Raw genomic sequence first — 23818 nt, 5'->3', positions numbered from 1 at the left:
CATGAAAAGGCTGGGGGGCATGCCGAATCTCAAAGTTATTGTGATTTTGCTGCTATGTCTCTGGTGTGCCTCGGCTGCGGTCCTCTTCGCAGATACACCTACAAACGAATGGATCAGACAACAGGCGGAGCAAATGCCCAAAGATGATGTTGAACATTATTGGGACGGACTCATGAAGCAATACGGCGGATTTTTCCCTGACCAGAAAACGCCTTCTTTCATGGACATGCTGCTTCCGGGTGGTGAAGGATTCAGTATAAAAGGTGTGTTGATGGCCATAGCTGATTTTTTCATCCATGAAATCCGGGTGAATGCCAAGCTGCTCGTCACCATCGTCATGCTCAGCATTATGAGTATGGTGCTGGAAACGCTGCAAAGCGCTTTTGAAAGCAAGCAGGTCAGCAAAGTTGCCTACGCTATCGTGTACATGGTCATTATCATTTTGGCGATTAATAGCTTTAGTGTAGCGATTGGTTATGCCAAAGAAGCAATTGACAGCATGATTCATTTCATGATGGCGATGTTGCCCTTGCTGTTTACCATGTTGGCCTCGATGGGTAACGTTGTCACCGTTTCGGTGACCCACCCGCTGATTGTATTTATGATCAACACGGTCGGAACAGTTATTCATACGCTTGTTTTCCCGCTGCTGTTCTTCTCGGCTGTGCTGTACTTGGTCAACTCGCTCACGGGCAAATACAAGCTGACCCAGTTAGCTGATCTACTGCGGAACGCGGGTGTTGCCGTGCTGGGAGTGCTTCTGACTATTTTTCTAGGAGTCATTTCGGTACAGGGATTAACCTCTTCGGTTACTGACGGATTAACAATCCGTACAGCTAAATATATTACAGGTAGCTTTGTTCCGGTGGTAGGCAAGGCGCTGGCAGATGCGACGGATACGGTCATTTCGGCATCACTGCTCGTTAAAAATGCCATCGGCCTTGTGGGAGTCATCATTATTTTGTTCCTGTGTGCTTTTCCTGCTCTCAAAATTCTGACACTAGCCCTCATTTATAAAGTGACCGCAGCAATCATGCAGCCTTTGGGAGATACGCCTATTGTGGAATGTTTGGATGCCATCGGCAAGAGTATGATTTATGTTTTTGCGGCACTGGCGGCAGTGGGATTAATGTCCTTCCTTGCGATTACCGTCATGCTCGCAGCAGGCAACATGACAGTCATGATGAGGTGAATACATGCACATAATCCAACGAGAGGGAGGCGAGTGACGTGACCTGGCTGGGAGGCTGGCTCAAGGAACTAGTGCTAATCGTGCTGCTGGCTTCTTTTGTCGATATGATCTTACCGAGCCGATCTATGGAAAGGTATGTCAAACTCGTACTCAGCCTGCTTGTTTTGCTGACATTGCTGTCTCCGATTGTGCGCTTGCTGAGCAGTAGTCCCTCAGAGGTTCTGGGGCGAGCATTGGATCTGCAACGCCAGGCAGAGACAGGTAATAGGGAACCGACATTGGAAGAGATCTTAGCCAAAGGCAACAAGCTAAAGCAACAGCAGGAACAAAGCTCCATGCAATGGGCAGGCAAAGAGGTAGCTAAGGAAATGAAAGGGCAATTGGAGCAGTACACTGGGTTAGCAATTCAGTCGGTCCAGGTGACCCTTGCGCAGATTCAGCAGAAAGAATCGGGGCTAGAGGCAGGAACGGGTGTTCAGTCAGTAGTGGTCAAATTGGCGGAGCAGAAGGCAGAAAAAGAAAAAAACACAAAGGGTACAGATATCAAGCCGGTTGTGGTGGAGCCTGTAGCTGAAAAGACAGTGAATATTCGTGTGGAGCCGACACAGTCAAAACCCTCTAATCATAATGAAGGAACGCGAGAAGATGATCGTAGTCCTGACGAAACCACAGAGAATGGCAAATATGCGGATCAGAAAGCTTTTGGTTTAATCACAGGAATTCTACGTGAAAAATGGGGGATCGACAGCACACATGTTCAGGTGATTAATTCGCAGGATGGAACACATGAATGGTAACAGGAGGTGAACCGAAATGGGCAAATGGAGGAAAAAGCTGGAGCAATGGATGGGTGGAGGGGGGGACGGAGCGAAAAGGTTCAATTCATTTCGTTGGCTACTTATTCTTGGCCTTATCGGTGTAGCGATTATGCTCTTTAATTCATTCGTTAATGTGAAAAAAGTCGACCCGGAAAACGTAGGGAGAGAACCGCCTGGCGTAATGAAAAATGAGCCTGCGTTAGAAACAACGGTAGGTGAGGACAGTTCCTTTGCCGGAATCGAGAAGGCTTTTGAGGACAATATGAAACAGATGCTGGAGCAGATTGTTGGCGTAGGAACCGTCGATGTCATGGTTACGGTAGATTCTACCGAAGAAGTGATCGTTCAACGGAATGTGAAAGACATGCAGGAAGAAAATAACGAGTCGGACGCCAATGGTGGACAAAGGCACACTACTCAATATACACGCGATGGTGAGATTGTCACCTATGAATCATCGGGCGGTCAGCACACCCCGATTGTTACCAAAAAAGTAAAACCACAGGTAAGGGGAGTGCTTGTTGTGGCTATGGGGGCAGAAAACCCTACGGTGAAGCAGCTCATTGTGGATGCTGTGCAGAAGGGACTAAACGTACCTTCATACAAAATATCAGTCGTTCCGCGTAAGCAGGGATAATATGGAATTGGGGAACAAAGAAGTTAATATTGCAAACCACTTATGAATATGGAGGACAGAACATGAATAATAAAAGACAAACCGTTTGGCTGGTGTCCATGCTGAGTTTAATGGTGGTACTGTCTGCATATTATTTGTTTACGGAGGACTCAAGTCCGGCGAATCCGCCAGTAGCGGACAGCGAGCAGGTGAGCAAGGTTAAACAGGATGCTGCACAGGAAGCAACGACAAAGGCAGAAGAACAAATGAACGAACTGAAAGTAAATGAAGTAGTAACCAATGGAGAAGTAACTGACGGAACGGCAGAGACTTCCACAAAGGACACAGCTTCTACAACTGAACCAGCAACAGAACCATCAAAAGGTGATAAAGACACAGCCGCCGCCCCCCCTGCTACTGAATCGACTGCATCCGATCAAAACACAACTACAGCTAAGACAGACACGACAGCTAAAAGTGATGACAAAGCAGCTTCTAGCGCTAAAACCGACAAGCAGGTACTTGATCAAGTGGCAAGCGAACAAGCAGCCCAACCAACAGCGGCAGCTGTGATTGACAACTATTTGCTGGAGCGGGATGTGGAAAATCAAAAGAAAAATGATGAGCTGACTACGGCAATGAATGATAGTACACCTCAGAAAGCCGCAGAGGCGCAAAAGGAATTGCATGTACTTGAAGATAAACAAGCCAAAATTACCGGTATCGAAGAAGAACTACAGCAGCAATTCGCCAATGCAGTTGTCCGCGAGGAAGATGCTGATAAATACAAAGTAGTGGTTCTGAGTGAAAAATTGGATGCTAAGCAAGCGGTAACGATTGTCGATAAAGTCATGAAGGAATTAAACGTAACGCAGGACAAGATCAGTGTCCAGTATGTTACACAATAAGACAAAAAACGCGAAAAAGCCCGGATTTCTGCACAATCCCGGGCTCTTTCTATTTTTAATGATTGTGATATAATACATAAAGCTGTTTCAAAAATGTTATCAGCAACCGGCAAAATGCTGAAGGAGTGATTAATAGAGATGTTTAAATTAAGCGAGATTAAGGAATTGATCAAGCTGGTGGATGAAACGTCTGTGCATGAGCTTGAAATTGAAAATGAAGGAACTCGCCTCATGATCCGTAAACCGGGTAAAAGCGAGATCGTTACGGTACAGGCTCCTGTAACAGCACCTGCTTATACAGTGGCGCCACAAGCTGCAATTCCGAATCCACAAGTACAGTCCGATGTTGGACATGCAACTGCTGGGGAACCGAAGGAATATGCAAGCAATCTACATAAAATCGTATCTCCGATGGTAGGCACTTTCTATAGTTCTTCATCCCCGGATACGGCTCCGTATGTGAGTATCGGCAGTAAAGTAGGCGATAAAACAACGGTATGTATCATTGAAGCGATGAAGTTGATGAACGAGTTGGAAGCTGAAGTGAAGGGCGAAATTGTGGAAATTTTGGCCGAAAACGGACAGTTGGTTGAGTATGGCCAGCCATTGTTCCTTGTGAAACCGGAGTAAAAAGCTTGTTTGACCCCTTTTTGAGGGTTCGGCAAGACTGCTCCCAGGGAGGATAAAGTCATGACATTTCAAAAAGTATTAATCGCGAACCGTGGAGAAATTGCAGTTCGTATCATTCGCGCTTGCCGCGAAATGAATATTTCGACAGTTGCCGTCTATTCGGAAGCTGACAAGGATTCGTTGCATGTGCGTCTCGCAGATGAGGCTTACTGTATCGGACCGACGTTGTCTAAGGACAGCTATCTTAATTTTACGAACCTGATGAGTGTTGCTACATTGACTGAATGTGATGCCATTCATCCAGGTTACGGATTTTTGGCGGAAAATGCAGACTTCGCTGAAATTTGCGAATCATGCAATATTACGTTTATCGGACCTTCTCCTGAAGCAATTAACAAAATGGGAGATAAGGCTGTAGCCAAGCAGACCATGAAGGATGCCGGGGTTCCAGTTATTCCAGGTTCAGACGGACTGGTTGAGGATGTACAGGATGCAATCAGTATCGCACGTGATATCGGATATCCGGTCATTATCAAGGCCACAGCAGGTGGTGGTGGTAAAGGTATTCGTATCGCTGAAGATGAGGATAATCTTATCCAGCAAATCACGACTGCTCAGCAGGAAGCGCAGAAGGCCTTTGGTAATGCGGGCGTGTATCTGGAAAAATATCTGACCGGTATGAAACACGTGGAAATACAGATCATAGCGGACAAGCATGGTAATGTTGCCTACTTGGGTGAACGGGACTGCTCTGTTCAGCGTCGTCGTCAGAAGTTGTTGGAGGAAGCACCATGTCCAGTACTTTCGCAGGATGTTCGTGAAGAAATGGGACAGGCAGCTGTTCGTGCAGCTTTGGCCGTTCAATACTCTGGCGCAGGTACGCTTGAATTTTTGCTAGGTCCGGACAATAAATTCTATTTCATGGAAATGAACACACGTATTCAGGTGGAACATCCAGTAACAGAAATGATTACTGGTGTAGACCTGATTAAAGAAATGATTTCGGTTGCTGAAGGGCATCCGCTTTCCTTTACGCAGGAAGAAGTCACGATTAATGGGTGGGCAATCGAATGCCGTATTAACGCTGAGGACCCGGATCGTAATTTTATGCCTGCACCGGGTAAAATCGGATTTTATCTGCCTCCGGGCGGTCCTGGAGTGCGGGTAGACAGCGCTGCTTATCCAGGTTATAGCATTCCTCCTTATTATGACTCTATGATTGCCAAGCTGATTGTATGGGCGCCTACACGGCAGGAGGCGATTGCCAAAATGAAGCGGGCTTTAGCTGAGTTTGCTATTGAGGGCATACCCACAACGATTTCTTTTCACCAGCGCTTGCTAGAGCATCCGACCTTTATTGAAGGCGATTTTGATATTAAATTTTTGGAGGAAAACGAAGTTTAATCGGTATATTTCCTCAGTTTGTCATAATGAACGCCAAATGATATAGTATGGATAATAAGTGAGCATGTCTGCTTTGATATCCAAAGCTGGAATGAAACTTATTTTGACCGAAAGGTGTTGAAGGTATGAGCACAGTGCCAACCGAATTCGAACGTACAGAAATTGGGGAGATTCAAATTGCCCCGGAAGTTATTGAAGTCATTGCCGGACTGGCTACCGTTGAGGTGCCGGGCGTTGCGGGAATGAGTGGCGGATTTGCTGGCGGATTTGCCGAACTGCTAGGCCGCAAAAATTTATCTAAAGGTGTAAAAGTGGAAGTCGGACAGCGTGAAGCTGCTGTAGACGTCTCCGTCATTATTGAGTATGGTAATCGTCTGCCCGAGGTGGCTGCTGCTATTCAGCATAATGTTAAGCGTTCCATTGAAAACATGACAGGTCTTAACGTGGTAGAAGTGAACGTGCAAATTCACGATGTTCAATTCAAAAATGCTGAAAAAGTAGAAGAGCCGGAAGTGCTGGGCGCCGGACGGGTTAAATAGAGCGATACTTTGTACAAACCCCCGACCCTTATGGGTCGAGGGTTTACTCTAATTTAAGGAGGCTGTGCGTTTCGTGGCTAAAGTTATGGACAGACTTCTGCTGTTTTTGTACAGCTTAAGTATCGGAATTATCTCCATTCTCGCCATCCTCCTCCTGAGCGGGGCCATTCCGTATGTTTTAAGTATTGAGGATGAGCGAGTGGTGTGGTTTACCAGCTTGATTATTGCAGGAGTTCTGTTGTTATTGAGTCTTCGGGTTTTTTATATCTCTATTCGACGGAACCAAACCGTACAGCATTCTATTGATCAGCGAACCGAATACGGTGATATTCAGATTTCGGTGGATACCATCGAAAATCTGTGCCTCAAAGCGGCTTCCCGATTTCGCGGGATGCAGGATCTGAAAGCACGCGTTCGTGTGTTGGAATCGGGACTTGATATTACGATTCGGGCGATTGTTGACGGGGAAAGCTCCATTCCGGTGTTAACCTCCGAGGTACAAAAGGGGGTACACGACCATGTGGAAGAGATTACAGGAATTCCAGTATCCAATGTGTCGGTGTACATCGCTAATGTTTCTCAGTCACCAAGCTTTAAGAGTCGTGTGGAATAGAGGTGATTTTCCCTGATGCCCTGGAAAGAAATATGGGGAAGTTACAAGGGCCGGATCATGGGGATCACGGCTGGTATTTTTTTCGGTTTTATTTACTTGTGGGCAGGCTTTTGGAATATGTTGTTCTTTGCATTGATGGTGTTCATCGGATATACGCTAGGAAGACGTAGCGATTCAGCGCTTGGTCCATTCTTCCCTTGGAAAGAATGGAGCGAATGGTTGTCGCAGCGTTGGCGTCCTTTTAAATGAACCCTGTGATACGTGTTCTCCAAAATACAGCTGTAGCTTATTTGCGCCCAACGGTTTTGGAGGATGCGTTCACAGGTTTTTTTGTGGAAATTGGTTAGAATGAAAAATAGATATAGGCAAGCGTAGGAGGCAGGGCATGAAAAGACGTCTGGCGAGGGAATTAGCGGTACAGAGTATGTACCATATGGAAATGAATGAAGTGGAAGCGGCGGCAGCTGTGGACATGCTGCTTCAGGAAGCGGCTGAGGAAAACGAAGCCGAAGTCGTAATTAAAAATGCGGCAGTGTTAAGAGCGTATGTTTTGGAGCATGTGCGTGGCACATGGGAGCACAAGGAAGCGATTGACGGGCTGTTGGCGGATTACCTGAAAGGCTGGCAGATCAGCCGACTTTCGCGTGTAGATCGTCAAATTTTGAGGCTTGCGGTATATGAAATGATTTTCCGCGAGGATGTTCCAGCCAAGGTAGCAGTCAATGAAGCAATTGAGTTGTCGAAGCACTTTGGTACCGAGGAATCGGGTAAATTTGTTAATGGTGTGCTGGGACGAGTGATACAAGAGCTGGAGCAATTGAAAGCACGTTTTTAATTAGAGACTACTGAATCAGGTTGGGGAGTGGTTAAACATGTCAGCACCGATCATTGATGGTAAACAAATCTCTCAGGATATTCGGGCAAGCATTCAGCAAGAGGTCATTCGTTTGAAAGAACACAGCTTTCAACCCGGACTGGCTGTTGTACTGGTAGGCGAAGATCCTGCTTCTCAGGTGTATGTTAAAAATAAGGAAAAGGCGTGTCACGATCTCGGCTATTACTCTGAGGTTCATCGATTGGCGGCAGATACTTCACAAGAAGCATTACTGAAACTGGTGGATAAGCTGAATCATCAAAGTAATATCCATGGGATTTTGGTGCAACTGCCATTGCCAAAGCATATTCAGGAAAAAGCTGTCATTGACGCGATTGCAGTGGAGAAAGATGTTGACGGATTTCATCCGGTAAACGTAGGGAATCTGGTCATCGGCGATGATAGCCTATTGCCTTGCACTCCCGCTGGAGTCATTGAGTTAATCAAACGCGCTGGAGTAGAAATAGCTGGTAAACATGCGGTTGTTATTGGTCGCAGTAATATCGTGGGCAAGCCGGTATCATTATTGCTGCAGCGTGAAAATGCTACGGTTACGATGTGTCACTCTCGTACAGCGAATATTGCCGAGCTCAGTAAACAAGCGGATATTTTGGTCGTTGCCATCGGCAAAGCCAATTTCATCGATGCTTCGTATGTAAAGCCGGGTGCAGTAGTTATCGATGTGGGAATGAATCGTCTGGAGAACGGAAAGCTGGCGGGTGACGTTGATTTTGAGAGCGTAAAGCAAGTGTCCGGTCCGATTACGCCTGTTCCCGGCGGAGTAGGCCCAATGACGATTACAATGCTGATGCAAAATACGCTCGTAGCGGCCAAGCGGTCGCACGGTTTGGCATAAAGGCAGCTGCCTGTGGCTGAACAACAACGTATTTATTCTATACAGGACCTGAATCGCTATATCCGGATGAAACTGGAATCCGATCAGGTGCTGTCTGATGTATGGATACGCGGGGAAATTTCTAACTTTACGCATCATTCGAGTGGTCACATGTATTTTACGCTCAAGGATGAGGGGAGCCGCATACGTTCGATTATGTTTGCAACTCATAATAGACGGCTCCCTTTCGTACCGAAAGAAGGTACGCGTGTTATCGCCCGGGGAAACGTATCCGTGTATGAACGGGATGGTCAATATCAATTTTATGCGACTCAAATGCAGCCTGACGGTATAGGCAGCCTTTATCTGGCATATGAACAACTCAAACAAAAGCTTGATGCAGAAGGGCTGTTTGATACCACTCGCAAACGGAATCTCCCTGCTCACCCTGCAACCATTGGCGTAATTACGTCACCGACCGGAGCGGCTGTGCGTGATATTATCACTACACTTCAACGGCGATACCCGCAGGCTGGAATCGTGTTGTATCCAGTTCTTGTGCAAGGAAAAGGTGCTGCCCCCTCGATCGTTAAGGCAATTGAAGCCATGAATCGTATGCAGGAGGTTCAGGTGATGATCGTCGGACGGGGTGGTGGCTCCTTAGAAGAACTGTGGGCCTTTAATGAGGAAGCGGTTGCGCGTGCCATTTACGCATCGGTCATTCCTGTGATTTCGGCCGTTGGACACGAAACGGATTTTACCATTGCCGATTTTGTGGCTGACTTACGCGCAGCAACGCCGACCGCAGCAGCTGAGCTGGCTGTGCCTCATCAGGGAGAGCTTCGGGATCAGCTGCTTCAGCGGGAGCAGCGGTTGCGTAATGCCCTTAGGCAGCGGTTGGAAGCCAGCCGTGAACGCTTGATGAGGCTTCGGCGTTCGCCAGTGCTGCTGCATCCGCGCCGCTACATGCTCCAGCATGCAGAGCGGATGGACATGCTGCATCAGCGTCTGATCCGCGCAGCGGTTAACCGTTCACGCTTAAACGCAGAGAAAAACGCGCGTATGCGTCAGGTACTAGAGCGGTTTAATCCGCGTGAACAAATTCGTTCGGCGCGCAAGCAGACGGATATGGCACAACGTCAGCTGGAGTCTGCGATGCGTGCGATCACAAAAACGGGGCGGCAGCAGCTGCATACCGGAATTCGTCAGCTGGACGCGCTGAGTCCGCTCAAAGTCATGGCCCGAGGCTACAGCTTGGTATACGATGAGCAGGAGAAACGGCTAATCAAGTCGCTCAAAGATGTACAACCGGGAGATTCTATCAAGATAAAAGTGAGTGACGGACAGTTAGACTGTCAAGTATGGGGAATGAAGGAGGACGCGAAGCACGGTGGCGAATGAAGCGGAATTGAATTTTGAAGCGGCCATGGCCGCTCTTGAAGAAATTGTCGGACAACTGGAGCATGGAGACGTTCCTCTGGAGCAAGCCATTGATTTGTTCCAGCGGGGGATGAAGCTGTCTCAGCTTTGCAGTCAGAAGCTGGAACAGGTCGAACGTAAAATTGAAATGATCGTGGAAGAGGATGGAGATTTGCGCAAGAAGCCTTTCGGCGGCGGATTGGATGAAAACGGCGGTGAAGGGCTTGAATAGACTGTCGTTCAAGGAATATTTGACTGTGACGGCGGATGCAGTTTCGTCTGCATTGACCGAGCAGTTTCCGGCGCATTGGGACATTCCAGATGTTCTTCGAGAATCTATGAACTATTCACTGACCGCAGGCGGTAAACGGCTGCGGCCTCTGCTTGTGATCGCCGCTGCGGAAGCATTTGGTGGAAGCAGGGAAGCGGCGTTGCCAGTAGCATGTGCGGTAGAAATGGTACATACGTATTCCCTCATTCACGACGACTTGCCGGCGATGGATGATGATGATTATCGGCGAGGAAAGCTGACGAATCATAAGGTATACGGCGAGGCGGTTGCTGTTCTTGCGGGCGATGCTTTGCTGACCCATGCATTTTATAGCATCGTGCAGGCGGGTCGTCGTCACGGGGTTTCTTCCGATGCGCTATTGTCCATAGTTGAGGATTTATCCGAAATGAGCGGTGCCAGAGGCATGGTAGGTGGACAGGTCGCAGATATGTCGGGCGAGCAGGGAATGACGGGGATCGAGGAACTAGAATATATCCACCTTCATAAAACGGCTGATTTGATCATTTTCTCACTCTTGGCAGGTGGACGGATTGGTGGGGCAGACAAGAGTCAACTAGAGGCGCTTCGCCGCTTTGGACGAGATCTGGGCTTGGCCTTTCAAATTCAGGACGATATATTGGATCTCGTAGGCGATGAAAGCAAAATGGGGAAAAAAACGCAGAGTGATGTTGAACAGGAGAAGGTTACCTATCCGTATTTCATCGGTATGGACGCATCTCTGCGGCAAGTGGAGGAACTCACAGCGTCCGCCAAAAAAGTGATTGCAGAAGGTGGTATTCCCGATTCTTCGCGCTTGCTGGAGATAGCGGATTACCTGATGAAGCGTGATCATTAGTAGCGTTAGAACTGGTTTGACTTGTCTGCGTTTAAGCACAGTCCAAAAGTGTGATATAATACTTGTTAACTTTACACACAAACTTGAAGGAAAGCGGGGAGATATGCGTGCTGCTTCCACACATAAAGCAACCAGGCGATCTGAAATCACTGTCGGTTGAGGAGTTGGCTTCTCTAGCCGAGGAAATCAGGAGCTTTTTGATTGAGAAGCTGTCCGTGACTGGGGGGCATCTGGCATCGAATCTGGGAGTGGTTGAGCTCACGATCGCCCTGCATTATTGCTATAACAGTCCAAAGGACAAGATGATTTATGACGTTGGGCACCAAGCCTACGTGCACAAAATATTGACAGGGCGAATGGATCGTTTTGATACACTTCGTCAGCGTGATGGACTTTGTGGTTTTGTAAAAAGAAGTGAGAGCGAGCATGATGTTTGGGAAGCTGGACATAGCAGCACTTCCCTTTCGGCTGCAATGGGGATGGCCTTGGCACGTGATTTGAAGGGCGAGGACAATAAAGTTATTGCAATGATCGGGGACGGCGCGTTGACTGGGGGCATGGCCTTCGAAGCATTAAACCATATTGGTCATGAACGTAAAAATTTAATGGTCATTCTGAATGATAATGAAATGTCTATCGCCCCGAATGTAGGGGCCATGCATAATTATTTGAGCAAAATTCGCTCGGACCGTCACTATTTGCGGGCAAAGGATGAGCTGGAAGTTTTGCTGAAAAAAATACCCGCTATAGGCGGTAAACTTGCCAAATCGGCTGGCCGCGTCAAGGACAGTCTTAAATATATGATGGTTCCAGGTGTGCTGTTTGAAGAGCTGGGATTTACGTATCTTGGTCCGGTGGACGGACATGATTTGTCCAAGCTAATTGAGACTTTTCAGCAGGCTGATAACGTGACTGGCCCTGTATTAGTGCATGTCGTAACCACCAAGGGTAAAGGCTATAAGCCTGCGGAGGCCGATTCACACAAGTGGCACGGCATCAGTCCATACAAAATTGAATCAGGTCAAGTACTCAAAGCTGTAGGCAATCCGATGTATACGGAAATTTTCGGTAGAACGCTGATTGAGCTGGCTGAACAGGATGAGCGCATCATTGCGGTCACCCCTGCAATGCCTGGTGGATCAGGACTAGTACCTTTTAGTAAAGAGTTTCCTACACGTATGATCGACGTCGGCATTGCTGAGCAGCATGCTGCAACCATGTGTGCAGCGTTAGCAATGGAAGGGATGAAGCCGGTATTTGCGGTGTATTCTACTTTTATGCAGCGTGCATATGACCAAATTGTGCACGATATTTGTCGTCATAATGCCAATGTGATGTTCGCGATTGATCGTGCTGGTTTTGTTGGTGCAGACGGTGAAACTCATCATGGCGTGTTTGATGTAGCATTCTTGCGTCATATCCCGAATCTTGTGCTTATGATGCCAAAGGATGAAAATGAGCTCCGCCATATGATGAAAACAGCACTTGACTACGAAGACGGTCCAATTGCTTATCGTTACCCACGTGTTAATGTGGTTGGCGTGCCGTTGGATAAAGAATTGCGGGTTATTCCTATCGGCAGTTGGGAGCTTCTGCGTAAAGGTGAGGGCTTCGCTGTAATCGCTTCAGGACCGATGCTCCAAGTGGCGACAGAGGCTGCGGAGGCGATGAAACGTGAGGGTATGCAAGTGGGCGTTGTGAATGCTCGCTTTCTCAAGCCTTTGGATGAGGAGATGTTGCGTGAGCTGGCCCGCCAGCATACGAAGCTGATTGTATTGGAAGAAGCTTCTGAAGCAGGAAGTTTGGGTAGTGCCGTACTGGAATTTTACGCCAAAGAAGAAATACAAGATGCACAGGTGCGGTTAATGGGGATTCCCGATCTGTTTGTGGAGCACGGCTCCATCAAAGAGCAACGCGCTGAAGTGGGACTTACCGTTGAAGCAGTGTGCTTAAAGCTGCGTAAGTGGTCCGCTGAGCCAGCATATGGCATGGGGCAATCTGTATAGGATAACTTAAAGTAAACAACATGATTTTATAAAAAGTATGACAAGAGCAGCCTGGCTGCCTAAAGGGAGATTAACATGTCTGTTCCGAAGGAACGCATTGATGTATTGCTTGTAGAACAAGGTTTTTTTGAAAGCCGCGAAAAAGCTAAAGCCGCGATCATGGCAGGTTTAGTGTTGGCGGACAGTGAACGGATCGAGAAAGCGGGAATGAAGGTACCCCGTTCCAGTGAGCTTAAAGTTAAAGGTTCGGTGCATCCATATGTAAGCCGTGGAGGGTTGAAGCTCGAAAAGGCCATCCGTCAATTCGAGCTGGACATGAAGGGCAGGACGATGCTAGATATCGGTTCATCAACCGGAGGCTTTACGGATTGTGCGCTTCAACATGGAGCTCAGTACGTGTATGCCATTGACGTGGGGTATAATCAGCTGGATTGGTCACTTCGTAATGATGAGCGTGTATGCGTTATGGAGAAAACGAATTTCAGATATATGACACCTGCGGATTTGAGCGGTCCTGTGCCTAATTTCGCAAGTATTGATGTTTCTTTTATTTCGTTACGAATTATTTTGCCGCCATTGCTTGCATTGCTGCATCAACCTGCTGATATTGTAGCTCTAATCAAGCCTCAATTCGAAGCTGGTCGCGAAAAGGTTGGGAAATCTGGCGTGGTTCGAGAACCTGCTACGCATAAAGAAGTATTGCAGACCATCTTAATGTTTGCACATGAGCTTGGACTTACGTTGCAAGGCTTGGCCTTTTCCCCGATTACAGGCGGCGAAGGAAATATTGAATTTTTAGCGCATTGGCGTTTGGATGGGCTCCCGGCCGCAGAATCGCAGCTGGAAAAGATGGATTACAGTCCACTGATTGAACGAACTGTTCAGGAAGCAGGTCAGACTTTTAATAATGGCCCATCGCGTAAGTGACATTCAGGGGTTCTCCATGAGTTCTGTGAACTTAAGAGAACCTCTTTTTGGTGTGAGGGATTGCTTGTAGAACTCACGTTCGCCTATAATGGATGTACAGATGAAAAGGAATTTTGCGTCATGTCCTAGAATATGTCCATGAGGTGATCGGTTCATGGACACGCAATACGATACGGTTATCATCACTGTGATCGGGGTGATATTAGGGATATGGGCTTTTTATAGCCTGCGTGCCTGGTTAAAGGAGCCGGGACCGCTTGTGCTAAAAACGATACCGATTAATGAGGATTTAAACGAAGGACCTGCTGTGGACCAACTGGAGGAAGCAGGATATGAGGTGGTGGGCGGGAAAATGAAAATACCGCTTGCTTTTAAAGTGAATGGACATACCGTGTATAGCCGTTTGTTTATTGACTACGTAGCTGTACGTAACGGTTCGACATATATGGTCAAAACGTCACGCCGCAAGAAACCTATGGAGTGGAACGGTCCTGATTTACGGGACAGGCTTATGCCTTATTTGCTGCTCTATCCAGGCTGTGCGGGGGTATTGTACGTTGATACGGACGAGAAAAGTATTCGTCTTATTACAATAGTGGAAGACCTCGAAGAAGAGGAATATGAAGGTTAATCCATAGGAGGATTATATGAAGGGTCAACGACATATTAAAATCAGGGAAATTATTTCACAACATGAGATTGAAACGCAGGATGATCTAGTTGAAGCATTGCGTGAGGCTGGTTTTCAGGTCACCCAGGCCACTGTATCCCGGGATATCAAAGAACTGCTGCTCATAAAGGTTCCAATGGACGACGGCAGATATAAATATTCGATGCCTTCAGACCAGCGTTACAATCCGACGCAGAAACTGAAACGTACATTGGTTGACAACTTTTTGCATATTGACTACACAACCAATCTGATTGTGATGAAGTGCCTGCCAGGAACAGCTAACTCGATTGCTGCTTTATTAGACAATATCGAATGGTCTGAGGTCATGGGTACGATTAGCGGGGATGACACCATTTTGATTATTTGCCGATCGGAAGAAAACAGTGAAACTATCGTGAATCGTCTTATGGGCTACATTTCCTAATTATAAAGGCTACGCATATTAGGCGTTTTAATTTGTACATCATAGAGGTGAAAGAACGATGCTGGTCACTTTGTCTATACGGAATTTGGCAGTCGTAGAGGCTGTCGATGTTCATTTTTATAAAGGATTTCATGTATTGAGCGGGGAAACTGGTGCTGGTAAATCCATTATTATTGACGCACTTGGGCTGATTGCGGGCGGCAGGGGCTCTGCTGATCTTGTGCGTTACGGTTGTGATAAAGCAGAAATGGAGGCCTTGTTTGAACTGCCGGTCAAACATCCCGTTTGGAGTACGTTGGAGGAACAAGGGATTAAGGCTAACCCAGAAGAGCATTTACTGATTCGTCGAGAACTTACGGTTCAAGGGAAAAGTTCATCTCGAATTAACGGTCAGATGGTTAATTTAACGATGTTGCGTGAGGTAGGTGAGCAACTCGTTAATATTCATGGGCAGCATGAGCATCAAAGCTTGCTGCGTGCAGATCGCCATCTGGCGCTGCTGGATACGTTCGGTGATTCAGTCATCGGTCCAGTCAAAGCGCTTTACAGGGAGCGCTACAATGCTTTTGTCAAAGCGGAAAAAGAAGTAAGGGAATTGCAAAGCTCCAGTCAAAAGGCTTATCAGCTATTGGACATGTATCGTTTCCAATTGGAAGAGATCGCTGCGGCAGAATTAAAATTGGGTGAAGATGAATTATTGGCAGAGGAACGGGTCAAGCTATCCCATAGTGAGAAAATGATGGATGGAATATCAGGAGCATATGAGCTGTTAAGTGGCAGAGGCGGGCTGGATACGGTCAATAACGTGTTGTCCAGATTAAATGATGTTCAGAGCTATGATAGTAAAAGTCTTCAGCCCATTGCGGAGCAGATTCAGTCTGCTTTCTATCAGTTGGAGGATGCAGCGTTTCAATTACGTTCTTATCGTGAGGATATTGAATTTAATCCGGGCAAGCTGCATGAGGTGGAGCAACGTTTGAATCAAATTACCGGACTACAGCGAAAATATGGTGATAGTATAGAACAGATTTTGGAATACTATAGCCGTATTGAGCAGGAAACCGATCTGTTGGAAAATAAAGATGAGCGGCTGGAGCAGCTCATTGCAAAGCGGGATGAGTTGCTTTCGGATTTGCTGGAGATTGCTGAAGAGCTTACAGAAGCGCGTGAAATTTGTGCCGAAGAGCTTGCAGAGCAAGTAGAGCAGGAATTAAAAGATCTTCAAATGGAAAGAACGTCACTCAAGGTACGCATTGATCCAATTGAAGATCCACGGGGATATGAATATAAGGGTCTAAAGGTACGACCTACCAAGCAAGGGATAGATAATACGGAATTTCTGATTTCGCCCAATCCAGGTGAGCCACTTCGCCCACTCGGTAAAATCGCTTCTGGTGGTGAGTTATCACGTATCATGTTGGCAATGAAAAGTATTTTTGCGCGTCATGATCAAATACCGGTGCTCATTTTTGACGAGGTGGATACTGGGGTAAGTGGTCGTGCAGCTCAGTCTATAGCCGAGAAGCTGTATCGTTTGTCTTCCGTTTGTCAGGTGTTTTCCATTACTCATTTGCCGCAGGTGGCGTGTATGGCAGATCATCAGTACCTGATTGAAAAAAATGTGCATGACGGACGAACCATGACTCAAATTGAGGGACTAACGGAGGAAGGTCGGGTTAAGGAATTGGCACGGATGCTGGGCGGCGTAGAAATTACCGAAAAAACATTGCATCACGCACAGGAAATGCTGAATTTGGCGGAAGGAAAGAAAGCCTGAAAAGAGCGGCTGGCGTAATGATTAACAGTTATAAAAGCCTGGGGGCAAGGTTACCTTATAGGTACGCAATTGGCGACCACCTTTACTCGTCAAGCGAAAGAAGCAAAGGGAGCGTGACAGCCATTGAATTTTTTCTCCAGGATCAAATTGCTCGGTCTTTTGCTTGTTTTTCTTATGTGTTCTCTCGGTAACGCTCAGCATGTGCAAGCAGCGCTGCCTCTACAGGCTTCTTTGGATTTGTTCGGCTCTAAAAGCATGAAAACAACCCAGGAAAGCGTTGTTCCCGATTTGAAAGTATACCCAGGGGGCCAGACGATCGGGGTCAAAGTAAAATCTTCAGGAGTGCTTGTCGTTGGTCACCATATCATTCAGGAAAGCAATGATCGTAAGGTGTCACCTGGTGAGACAGCTGGTATTCGCCTAGGGGACCGTATTACACACATGAACGGCAAACCCCTCAATAGTCTCGCCAGGGTAGCGGAAGCTGTGGACGAGGCAGGTAAAAACAAAAAGCCGCTTGACATCACGCTTTGTCGAGGCGAACAGACGATCTCCACCAAGTTAACCCCAGCATATGATCAAGAGGATAAAGCGTGGCGGCTCGGGTTATATATTAGAGACTCGGCTGCAGGCGTAGGTACATTAACGTTTTATGCACCGGATCAGGGGGTTTACGGGGCCTTGGGTCATGTAATTACTGATATGAATACTCAAACTCCCATTGTCGTGGGCAGCGGAGAGATTGTGCAATCCAATGTGACGTCAATTGCGAAAAGCCAGAGTGGGGAACCCGGAGAGAAACGTGCTCATTTTCTCAAGGATCATCGGATCTTAGGAAATATTGAACGAAATACGAGCTTTGGAATATTTGGGAAAATGTCAGATGAGCCGCAAAATGGATTGTATTCGACGCCCATTCCGGTGGGACTTGCGAATGAAGTAAAAGAAGGACCAGCAGAAATTTTGACTGTACTGGAAGGTCAACAAATTCAGCGTTTTCAGGCAGAAATTGTACACATTTCTCAGCAGGATAAACCAGCAACCAAAGGGCTTGTGATTCGGGTTGTAGATCCAAAGCTATTAGATAAGACCGGCGGAATCGTGCAAGGAATGAGTGGTAGTCCGATTATCCAAAATGGTAAGCTGATCGGAGCTGTAACGCATGTATTTGTTAATGATCCTAAATCAGGTTACGGATGTTTTATCGAATGGATGTTGCGTGACGCAGGAATCATGCATAATAAACTGAGCTTGAAGTCATCCTCTAATCTTAAGGCGAGCTAGTGGCCTTAAGATTTTTTTGTCGAAAAGGAGAGGAATAACTCAGATTTGCAAGATAAAAATTCAATTATAATTGAATTTATAAAAAAAATAAATAAAAATAATTTTCGACAGAAGGAATTCATAATTCGATGTCGAAATCATATACTCCGACAAGAAATATTTATTTAATGGAAACAGATGTCCCAATGGAATAACACTCACTAAGGAGGAAGTACATTGCAAAAAATTGAGGTATTGTTGGCTGATGACAACCGGGAATTTACGAATTTGCTTGCTGAATATATTTCCGATCAGGAGGATATGGAAGTTACAGGAATCGCCTTCAATGGTGAAGAAGTACTCCAACGCATCGCAGAATCCCGCAACATACCTGATGTACTTATTTTAGATATTATTATGCCTCATCTGGATGGTCTCGGTGTATTGGAGCGTTTGAGAGAAATGAACCTGACTCCACAACCGAAAATCATTATGCTGACTGCATTCGGTCAAGAAAATATTACACAAAGGGCCGTTCAACTCGGGGCATCTTATTATATTTTGAAGCCGTTTGATATGGAAGTGCTTGCGAACCGTATACGCCAATTGGTAGGACCGCAATTAGTCAGCAACAGCCCGGTAACCGTTTCATCTATGCGGTCCAACGTTGTGCCTATGGGTAAGACGAAAAACCTGGATGCCAGCATCACTGCTATCATCCATGAGATTGGTGTACCAGCTCACATCAAGGGTTATCAATATCTACGTGAAGCCATTACGATGGTGTACAATAATATCGAAATTTTGGGAGCCATCACTAAAACTCTATATCCGGCAATTGCCGAAAAGTTCAAAACGACGGCATCCCGCGTAGAACGCGCCATTCGTCATGCTATTGAGGTAGCATGGACCCGTGGAAATATCGACAGCATCTCTCACCTGTTCGGCTACACTATTAATATCAGCAAGTCCAAACCAACGAACTCAGAATTTATAGCGATGGTCGCAGACAAATTGCGGATTGAGAATAAAGTGTCCTGAAAGGATCAGGATGATTAATGGATTCCGACTTTGACATTTGTCAGTGTTAGAATGAAGGGATGGCTAATAATGTCCCCAACAACCGTCCTTATACGAATAAGCTTTTGAATTGTAAAATCAGCAAATACCGCTTATTTATTGGTTCATCCATGACCGATAAATAAGCGGTATTTTTTACGAACAATTTTGAATTTTAACCTAACAATCTATTTGCCTCTACCTGTACTGCTGTCTGCTACCCTTAAATTAAGTCTCTAACACTAAGCAGGGCTTTAATTCTAGTGGATATACGCTTTCCCTATAGGGAGAAGGGGGCAAAGAAGTTTAGCGACTAACCATTCTTGATTGGTATGCCTGATTAGAAATATAATAAAAGCAAACTTTCAAATGAGGTGAATCGGATGTCTTTCCATATTGTTCGAAGTATTTAGTTTCCGGGCTGGAAAAAAACGCGTACCAGCTGTTAAGGGGGGAGTCTACCCTGTTGACTACAAAACTAAAATTTTGAATAAATTCGGTTTGCCATTCTGTAGTTTATTATCTTATTTGAAGGTGGATAAAAATGAAATCAATTGAATATAAAGAGTTTTATGATAAGGTTGGAAAAACTAACGGATGGAATTTCAGTAATGTGAAATGTATCTCGGAAGGAGTAAAATGGGACTTCTACAATGAAGTATCAAAGACGTGCGAGAAGTCGGACATATTGCTTGATATCGGCACGGGTGGTGGGGAAGCTATTTTAGCAATAGCAAATTCTGCATTACTTTTAGTCGGGATTGACCAATCTACTGGAATGATTGAAACGGCAACAAAGAACTCTATCAAATCTGATATAGCGAATGTTCGTTTTCTTCAGATGGATGCTGAAAATCTGAATTTTCCCAAGGAATTCTTTAATGTAGTCTCTTCTCGACATTCGTGTTTCTGTGCAAAAGAAATAGTTAAGGTGTTAGTTAAGGGTGGTATATTTTTAACACAGCAAGTAAGCGAAAATGACAAATTAAACATTAAAGAAGCGTTTGGAAGAGGGCAGGCATTGGGTAATAAGAAAGATTCGTTGAAAACTCAATGTATTACAGAACTAAATGAAGCGGGCTTTAACGACATTCAGTCATTCGAATTTAATGCAACCGAATATTATCAGACTCCTGCAGACTTAGTTTTCCTTTTAAAACACACTCCCATTATTCCTGACTTTGGACAAAAACAAAATGATTTTGAAATACTCCAACAATTCATTCTGGACAACCAAACTCCAAAAGGAATTAGGACAAATGCAGAGCGATTTATGATTGTGGCTAGGAAGTAAAACATAAAGGGATACCCGCTTTGGGGTATCTCTTTTTTGCTTGCAATGCTTCAACAGATGAATTAGATGGTTGAAAAATAATACTCTCACGCGGCTTATAATATGCCTCAATCAGTTATATAACAATCACGAAGAAAAGTTTTCCTTTTGTAAACAGTTCTGAAATTCTCTTTAATTTTGATATAAACAATGTGTCGATTCTTGTCGATATAATATCTATTATATAGAGAACTAAGGAGCGAATATATGAAATTTAACATTCGAACAAAATTGTTATTGGGTTTCCTTGCGGTAATAATCCTGTTGGTTGTGATTAGTACAGTATCGATCTCGAGAATGAAAAAATTAGGCGATACTTCAATGGAAATTGATAGCCATTGGATGCCAAGTGTGACCATCCTCGGAACACTAAATGGTGATGTATCTGATGTAGAGCGGCTTTCATTAAATATTATTGTAGAACGTGACCCGGAGGAAATGGAGAAGGTTCAGGCCGAATATGATAAGGTTTTAAAAAAAGTTGAAGAAGGCCGAAAAACTTACGAAAAATTAATTGCTACCCCTAAGGAACGTGAAATGTATGAAAAATTCTCCAAAGCGTATACAGAGTATTTGGATAAGTTGCCAGAAGTGATTGCAGCCGGGAGAGCTAATGATTACACTCAGTCAAGCATCCTTCACCAGGAATCCTATAAGTTATGGTATAGTTCAAACGATATGATCGCTCAGCTTATTAAGTTGAATGCAGATGGATCAAAACTGACTACAAAAGAAGCTGTTGATAACTTTATTTTAGGTAGACAATTAGTAATTGTTTTGAGCATTGCAGCCGTTATCCTAGCATTGATCATGGCGATCATTATAGCCCAAATTATTTCTAAGCCTATTTTGCGCATCAGTCGTGCTGCTGAAAGCATTGCGTCCGGTGACCTTACTGGGGAAGCTATTGTCGTGAAGGGCAAGGATGAGATTAGCACGCTGACGCGTTCCTTTAATACTATGGTTGAAAACCTTCGTCAACTGATTCAGTCTGTAAGTAATACGACTGAGTTGGTTACCACTTCCTCGGAAGAATTGACGGCCAGCGCAGAGCAAAATAGCCAAGCAACTGCACAAATCACCGAAACAGTGCAAGAAGTAGCTACAGGGACGGGCGATCAAGTAGATATGGTGACCAAGTCATCCCAGGCTATTGAGGAAATGTCCATTGGTGTGGAACAAATTGCAATCCGTGCGCAAAATGTTTTTGCATCAGCTCAGGATGCAGCTCACAAATCAGCTGAAGGCAATCAGTTGATCCAGCAGGCAGTTGTCCAGATGAATAGCGTGAATGACTCTATGAATAGCTTGGCTGATCTTATGGCTGGATTGGGAGAGCGTTCAGATGAAATTGGGAAGATTATTGATGTCATCACCAATATTTCAAGTCAGACCAATCTTCTTGCCCTGAACGCTGCCATTGAAGCAGCCCGCGCAGGAGACCACGGTAGCGGCTTTGCTGTAGTTGCAGGTGAAGTGCGTAAGCTGGCTGAACAATCGGCTCATTCTGCTCAACAAATTACGGAGCTGGTGGGATTGATACAGAAGGACACCTCGCATGCTATTGAGGCGGTAGCATCCAATGGGCGAGATGTCATGACAGGTCGGGAAGTCGTGCAAAATGCAGGTGCATCCTTTGAGCTTATTCAGGAAACTGTTAATAAAGTGGCCAGTGAAATTGAAGAGGTCTCTGCTGGATCGGAGCAAATGTCTGCAAGTACCGATGAGATTGTTGGCTTTGTTAAACAAATTTCAGCGATTGCTGAAGAGGCTGCAGCCGGGACACAGCACGTATCTGCCGCGACTCAAGAACAACTGGCATCGATGGAGGAAATTGCTTCCTCTGCAAGAAATCTGTCCAAAATGGCAGAAGATCTACAAGGACAAATTGGTAAATTCAAGGTATAAATCGTATACCGTTTCTATATTTCAGGGGAAAAAGCCGCTCTATTGTGAGGGGCTTTTTTCCTATTCATTTTTAATTAATATATTGCGATTTTACCGTGGAGATATGCGGGGTCTGTAATTGGAAAGATATGATATAATGGTGGGAAATTCTTTGAGTTGGAGTGATATCATGGACAATAAGACTGAACTTAAAGCAAGTGACCTGCGTCAGTTAGCGATAGACAAAATCATAGCTGTACCATTTTTGAATGGTTTTAAATATCTGAAAAGCAGAAAAGTTTTGAAAAAAGAAAACAAGGAATTTTTATTTGAAATTTGTTTTGGCGCGATCAAATATAGTGCATTAAAAGTTTACATTAACGTGGAATCTAAAAGTATAAAAAAGAAGTATAGTACAGGGGCTTGTTTTCACAGTGAGTTGATCGCTTTAACCAAAAAATATACGGGCAACAGGGATTACCTTGTATCCACAGAAGCAGAAAGAGAACGAGTGATCCAAGAGATTACTGAAGATATCTACACTTTTGCGCTGCCCTTTTTCAAGCGATTTGAACATGTAGAAACACCAGCAGAACAAGTACATAAGTCAGGCTTTTTACCACATCGCAAACGTTTTGATAAATTTAATCCGTTGACGAAAAGATTCATTGATTTTTATTATCAAGGGGAGTAATGTAGCCATCTGAGACATTTTTGTGCTCATCATCGGGAAGTAGATAAGCATTATGATAAGGAGCACGATGTCCATAGAGTGGATATTATCGTTTTTCAAAAGGATGATGTACAATTTGTAAAAAGGCTCAAACTACTCCTCGGCATAACATGTTTTACCTAACATGATCAATGTCTCGTTAAGAGGCGAGTCGGATGTTTCACTGGAGGGTAGATTTTTACATGGGTAGCAATCGAATGACCAACATAGAGGCTGTATACACGGATATATACAATCATATGTTATAGGCTAAGTCATCGTATTGAACGGGCTAGTGGTATGGATGCAAAAGATTCTAAAGCAAAGGCGGGGATGAGAGCATGTGGAATAGTCTGACTTGGGTGATCGTCGGCGTGTTGTTAGTGGCGTTGGGTTGGATTGTTATGGCATGGCGTGGACGTAGCAGCAATAAACAAGCGAATGAACATCGGGGCAATAATGTCATTGAATTTCGTCCTCGTAAGCCTGCCCGACAATCCCGCACCGCAAATGAAATGAAGTCTAAAATGTCTTCTGAAACACGCACAAATACAAAAGTGGCAGATATTAAGACTCAAGCTGGGTTTGGACTGTCTGACTCAATCCAGAGCACAGGCAAGCAAAAATGCTCCTTTTGTAAAAAAGAAGAAAAATTAACCTTTTATGCTGATGATAATGGTTCGCTATATGGAGTATGTAAAGAGTGTAAGCATAAGGCGGAAAGACAGGATATGCTGCCACTTTAGTCTATGCAAACTATTGAGGACCATCATTAAAGAATT

The 23818-nt window shown here is 45.1% G+C and carries 26 protein-coding genes; 25 read left to right on the top strand and 1 reads right to left on the bottom strand.

From position 1 onward, the window contains the following. The first annotated feature begins 1 nt into the window (after position 1). The 19 genes from spoIIIAE (at position 2) to recN (ending at position 16782) form a co-directional block, all read left to right on the top strand. Positions 2 to 1192 carry a stage III sporulation protein AE gene (spoIIIAE, locus tag HFE01_RS08670; protein ID WP_017427498.1) on the top strand — a complete coding sequence of 397 codons (1191 nt, stop codon included), beginning with the start codon at positions 2 to 4 and terminating at the stop codon, positions 1190 to 1192. 38 nt (positions 1193 to 1230) lie between these two features. Next, positions 1231 to 1989, top strand: a complete 759-nt coding sequence (locus HFE01_RS08665) for a stage III sporulation protein AF (RefSeq protein WP_107733390.1) — start codon at positions 1231 to 1233, stop codon at positions 1987 to 1989. A 16-nt stretch (positions 1990 to 2005) separates the two neighbouring features. Further along, entirely contained in the window at positions 2006 to 2647 is a 642-nt protein-coding gene (spoIIIAG, locus tag HFE01_RS08660) for a stage III sporulation protein AG (protein WP_016822293.1), read from the top strand. A 62-nt stretch (positions 2648 to 2709) separates the two neighbouring features. Beyond that, positions 2710 to 3534, top strand: a complete 825-nt coding sequence (locus tag HFE01_RS08655) for a SpoIIIAH-like family protein (RefSeq protein WP_167437957.1) — start codon at positions 2710 to 2712, stop codon at positions 3532 to 3534. A gap of 138 nt (positions 3535 to 3672) precedes the next feature. Further along, positions 3673 to 4164 carry an acetyl-CoA carboxylase biotin carboxyl carrier protein gene (accB, locus tag HFE01_RS08650; RefSeq protein WP_016822291.1) on the top strand — a complete coding sequence of 164 codons (492 nt, stop codon included), beginning with the start codon at positions 3673 to 3675 and terminating at the stop codon, positions 4162 to 4164. 60 nt (positions 4165 to 4224) lie between these two features. Further along, positions 4225 to 5568: an acetyl-CoA carboxylase biotin carboxylase subunit gene (accC, locus tag HFE01_RS08645; protein ID WP_013371779.1), complete on the top strand. Its 1344-nt coding sequence runs from the start codon at positions 4225 to 4227 to the stop codon at positions 5566 to 5568. 125 nt (positions 5569 to 5693) lie between these two features. After that, the gene (locus tag HFE01_RS08640; RefSeq protein WP_013310820.1) at positions 5694 to 6107 is read left to right on the top strand and encodes an Asp23/Gls24 family envelope stress response protein; all 414 of its coding nucleotides are present in this window, start codon (positions 5694 to 5696) and stop codon (positions 6105 to 6107) included. A 73-nt stretch (positions 6108 to 6180) separates the two neighbouring features. Beyond that, entirely contained in the window at positions 6181 to 6720 is a 540-nt protein-coding gene (amaP, locus tag HFE01_RS08635) for an alkaline shock response membrane anchor protein AmaP (protein ID WP_013371778.1), read from the top strand. 15 nt (positions 6721 to 6735) lie between these two features. Beyond that, positions 6736 to 6969, top strand: coding sequence for a DUF2273 domain-containing protein (locus HFE01_RS08630; RefSeq protein WP_016822290.1), 234 nt, complete (start codon positions 6736 to 6738; stop codon positions 6967 to 6969). Between the two features lie 136 nt (positions 6970 to 7105). Further along, the gene (gene nusB, locus HFE01_RS08625; RefSeq protein ID WP_019687905.1) at positions 7106 to 7555 is read left to right on the top strand and encodes a transcription antitermination factor NusB; all 450 of its coding nucleotides are present in this window, start codon (positions 7106 to 7108) and stop codon (positions 7553 to 7555) included. 37 nt (positions 7556 to 7592) lie between these two features. Beyond that, entirely contained in the window at positions 7593 to 8450 is an 858-nt protein-coding gene (folD, locus tag HFE01_RS08620; protein ID WP_016822287.1) for a bifunctional methylenetetrahydrofolate dehydrogenase/methenyltetrahydrofolate cyclohydrolase FolD, read from the top strand. A 12-nt stretch (positions 8451 to 8462) separates the two neighbouring features. Further along, a complete protein-coding gene (gene xseA, locus HFE01_RS08615; RefSeq protein ID WP_107733392.1) occupies positions 8463 to 9830 on the top strand; it encodes an exodeoxyribonuclease VII large subunit in 1368 nt (455 codons plus the stop codon). Beyond that, positions 9820 to 10080, top strand: coding sequence for an exodeoxyribonuclease VII small subunit (gene xseB, locus HFE01_RS08610; RefSeq protein ID WP_013371773.1), 261 nt, complete (start codon positions 9820 to 9822; stop codon positions 10078 to 10080). Before xseA ends, xseB begins: the two co-directional genes overlap by 11 nt. Next, entirely contained in the window at positions 10052 to 10975 is a 924-nt protein-coding gene (locus tag HFE01_RS08605) for a polyprenyl synthetase family protein (protein WP_016822285.1), read from the top strand. Before xseB ends, HFE01_RS08605 begins: the two co-directional genes overlap by 29 nt. A 107-nt stretch (positions 10976 to 11082) precedes the next feature. Beyond that, positions 11083 to 12981, top strand: coding sequence for a 1-deoxy-D-xylulose-5-phosphate synthase (gene dxs, locus HFE01_RS08600; protein WP_016822284.1), 1899 nt, complete (start codon positions 11083 to 11085; stop codon positions 12979 to 12981). Between the two features lie 75 nt (positions 12982 to 13056). After that, the gene (locus tag HFE01_RS08595) at positions 13057 to 13908 is read left to right on the top strand and encodes a TlyA family RNA methyltransferase (RefSeq protein ID WP_016822283.1); all 852 of its coding nucleotides are present in this window, start codon (positions 13057 to 13059) and stop codon (positions 13906 to 13908) included. A 154-nt stretch (positions 13909 to 14062) separates the two neighbouring features. Continuing rightward, positions 14063 to 14539, top strand: a complete 477-nt coding sequence (locus tag HFE01_RS08590) for a hypothetical protein (protein ID WP_107733393.1) — start codon at positions 14063 to 14065, stop codon at positions 14537 to 14539. A gap of 16 nt (positions 14540 to 14555) precedes the next feature. Further along, positions 14556 to 15005 (top strand): transcriptional regulator AhrC/ArgR, encoded by a 450-nt coding sequence (gene ahrC, locus HFE01_RS08585; RefSeq protein ID WP_013371768.1) that lies wholly within the window; start codon positions 14556 to 14558, stop codon positions 15003 to 15005. A gap of 58 nt (positions 15006 to 15063) precedes the next feature. After that, a complete protein-coding gene (gene recN, locus HFE01_RS08580; RefSeq protein WP_107733394.1) occupies positions 15064 to 16782 on the top strand; it encodes a DNA repair protein RecN in 1719 nt (572 codons plus the stop codon). Positions 16783 to 16803: 21 nt separating this feature from the next. Here recN and HFE01_RS27065 read toward each other — a convergent pair whose 3' ends face one another. Next, positions 16804 to 16983 (bottom strand): hypothetical protein, encoded by a 180-nt coding sequence (locus HFE01_RS27065; protein WP_177189509.1) that lies wholly within the window; start codon positions 16981 to 16983, stop codon positions 16804 to 16806. On the opposite strand from HFE01_RS27065, the gene spoIVB reads away from it, so the two are divergent. From spoIVB to HFE01_RS08550, 6 genes are all read left to right on the top strand, one after another. Then, entirely contained in the window at positions 16906 to 18066 is a 1161-nt protein-coding gene (gene spoIVB / locus HFE01_RS08575; protein ID WP_016822280.1) for a SpoIVB peptidase, read from the top strand. The two genes, HFE01_RS27065 and spoIVB, sit on opposite strands and share 78 nt — an antisense overlap. A gap of 216 nt (positions 18067 to 18282) precedes the next feature. Beyond that, entirely contained in the window at positions 18283 to 19086 is an 804-nt protein-coding gene (gene spo0A, locus HFE01_RS08570) for a sporulation transcription factor Spo0A (protein WP_013371763.1), read from the top strand. A gap of 562 nt (positions 19087 to 19648) precedes the next feature. Then, positions 19649 to 20398 carry a class I SAM-dependent methyltransferase gene (locus HFE01_RS08565; protein ID WP_107733395.1) on the top strand — a complete coding sequence of 250 codons (750 nt, stop codon included), beginning with the start codon at positions 19649 to 19651 and terminating at the stop codon, positions 20396 to 20398. 246 nt (positions 20399 to 20644) lie between these two features. Beyond that, on the top strand, positions 20645 to 22345 hold the full coding sequence (locus HFE01_RS08560) for a methyl-accepting chemotaxis protein (protein ID WP_107733396.1): 1701 nt from the start codon (positions 20645 to 20647) through the stop codon (positions 22343 to 22345). Positions 22346 to 22514: 169 nt separating this feature from the next. Further along, positions 22515 to 23018: a hypothetical protein gene (locus tag HFE01_RS08555; RefSeq protein WP_107733397.1), complete on the top strand. Its 504-nt coding sequence runs from the start codon at positions 22515 to 22517 to the stop codon at positions 23016 to 23018. A 359-nt stretch (positions 23019 to 23377) separates the two neighbouring features. Then, on the top strand, positions 23378 to 23782 hold the full coding sequence (locus tag HFE01_RS08550; RefSeq protein WP_107733398.1) for a hypothetical protein: 405 nt from the start codon (positions 23378 to 23380) through the stop codon (positions 23780 to 23782). The last annotated feature ends 36 nt before the right edge of the window (positions 23783 to 23818 follow it).

Source organism: Paenibacillus sp. EKM10P, assembly GCF_011800655.1.
GTDB lineage: Bacteria > Bacillota > Bacilli > Paenibacillales > Paenibacillaceae > Paenibacillus > Paenibacillus polymyxa.
The sequence above is the reverse complement of the archived record's forward strand: the minus strand, read 5'-3'. Positions and strand labels throughout refer to the sequence as shown.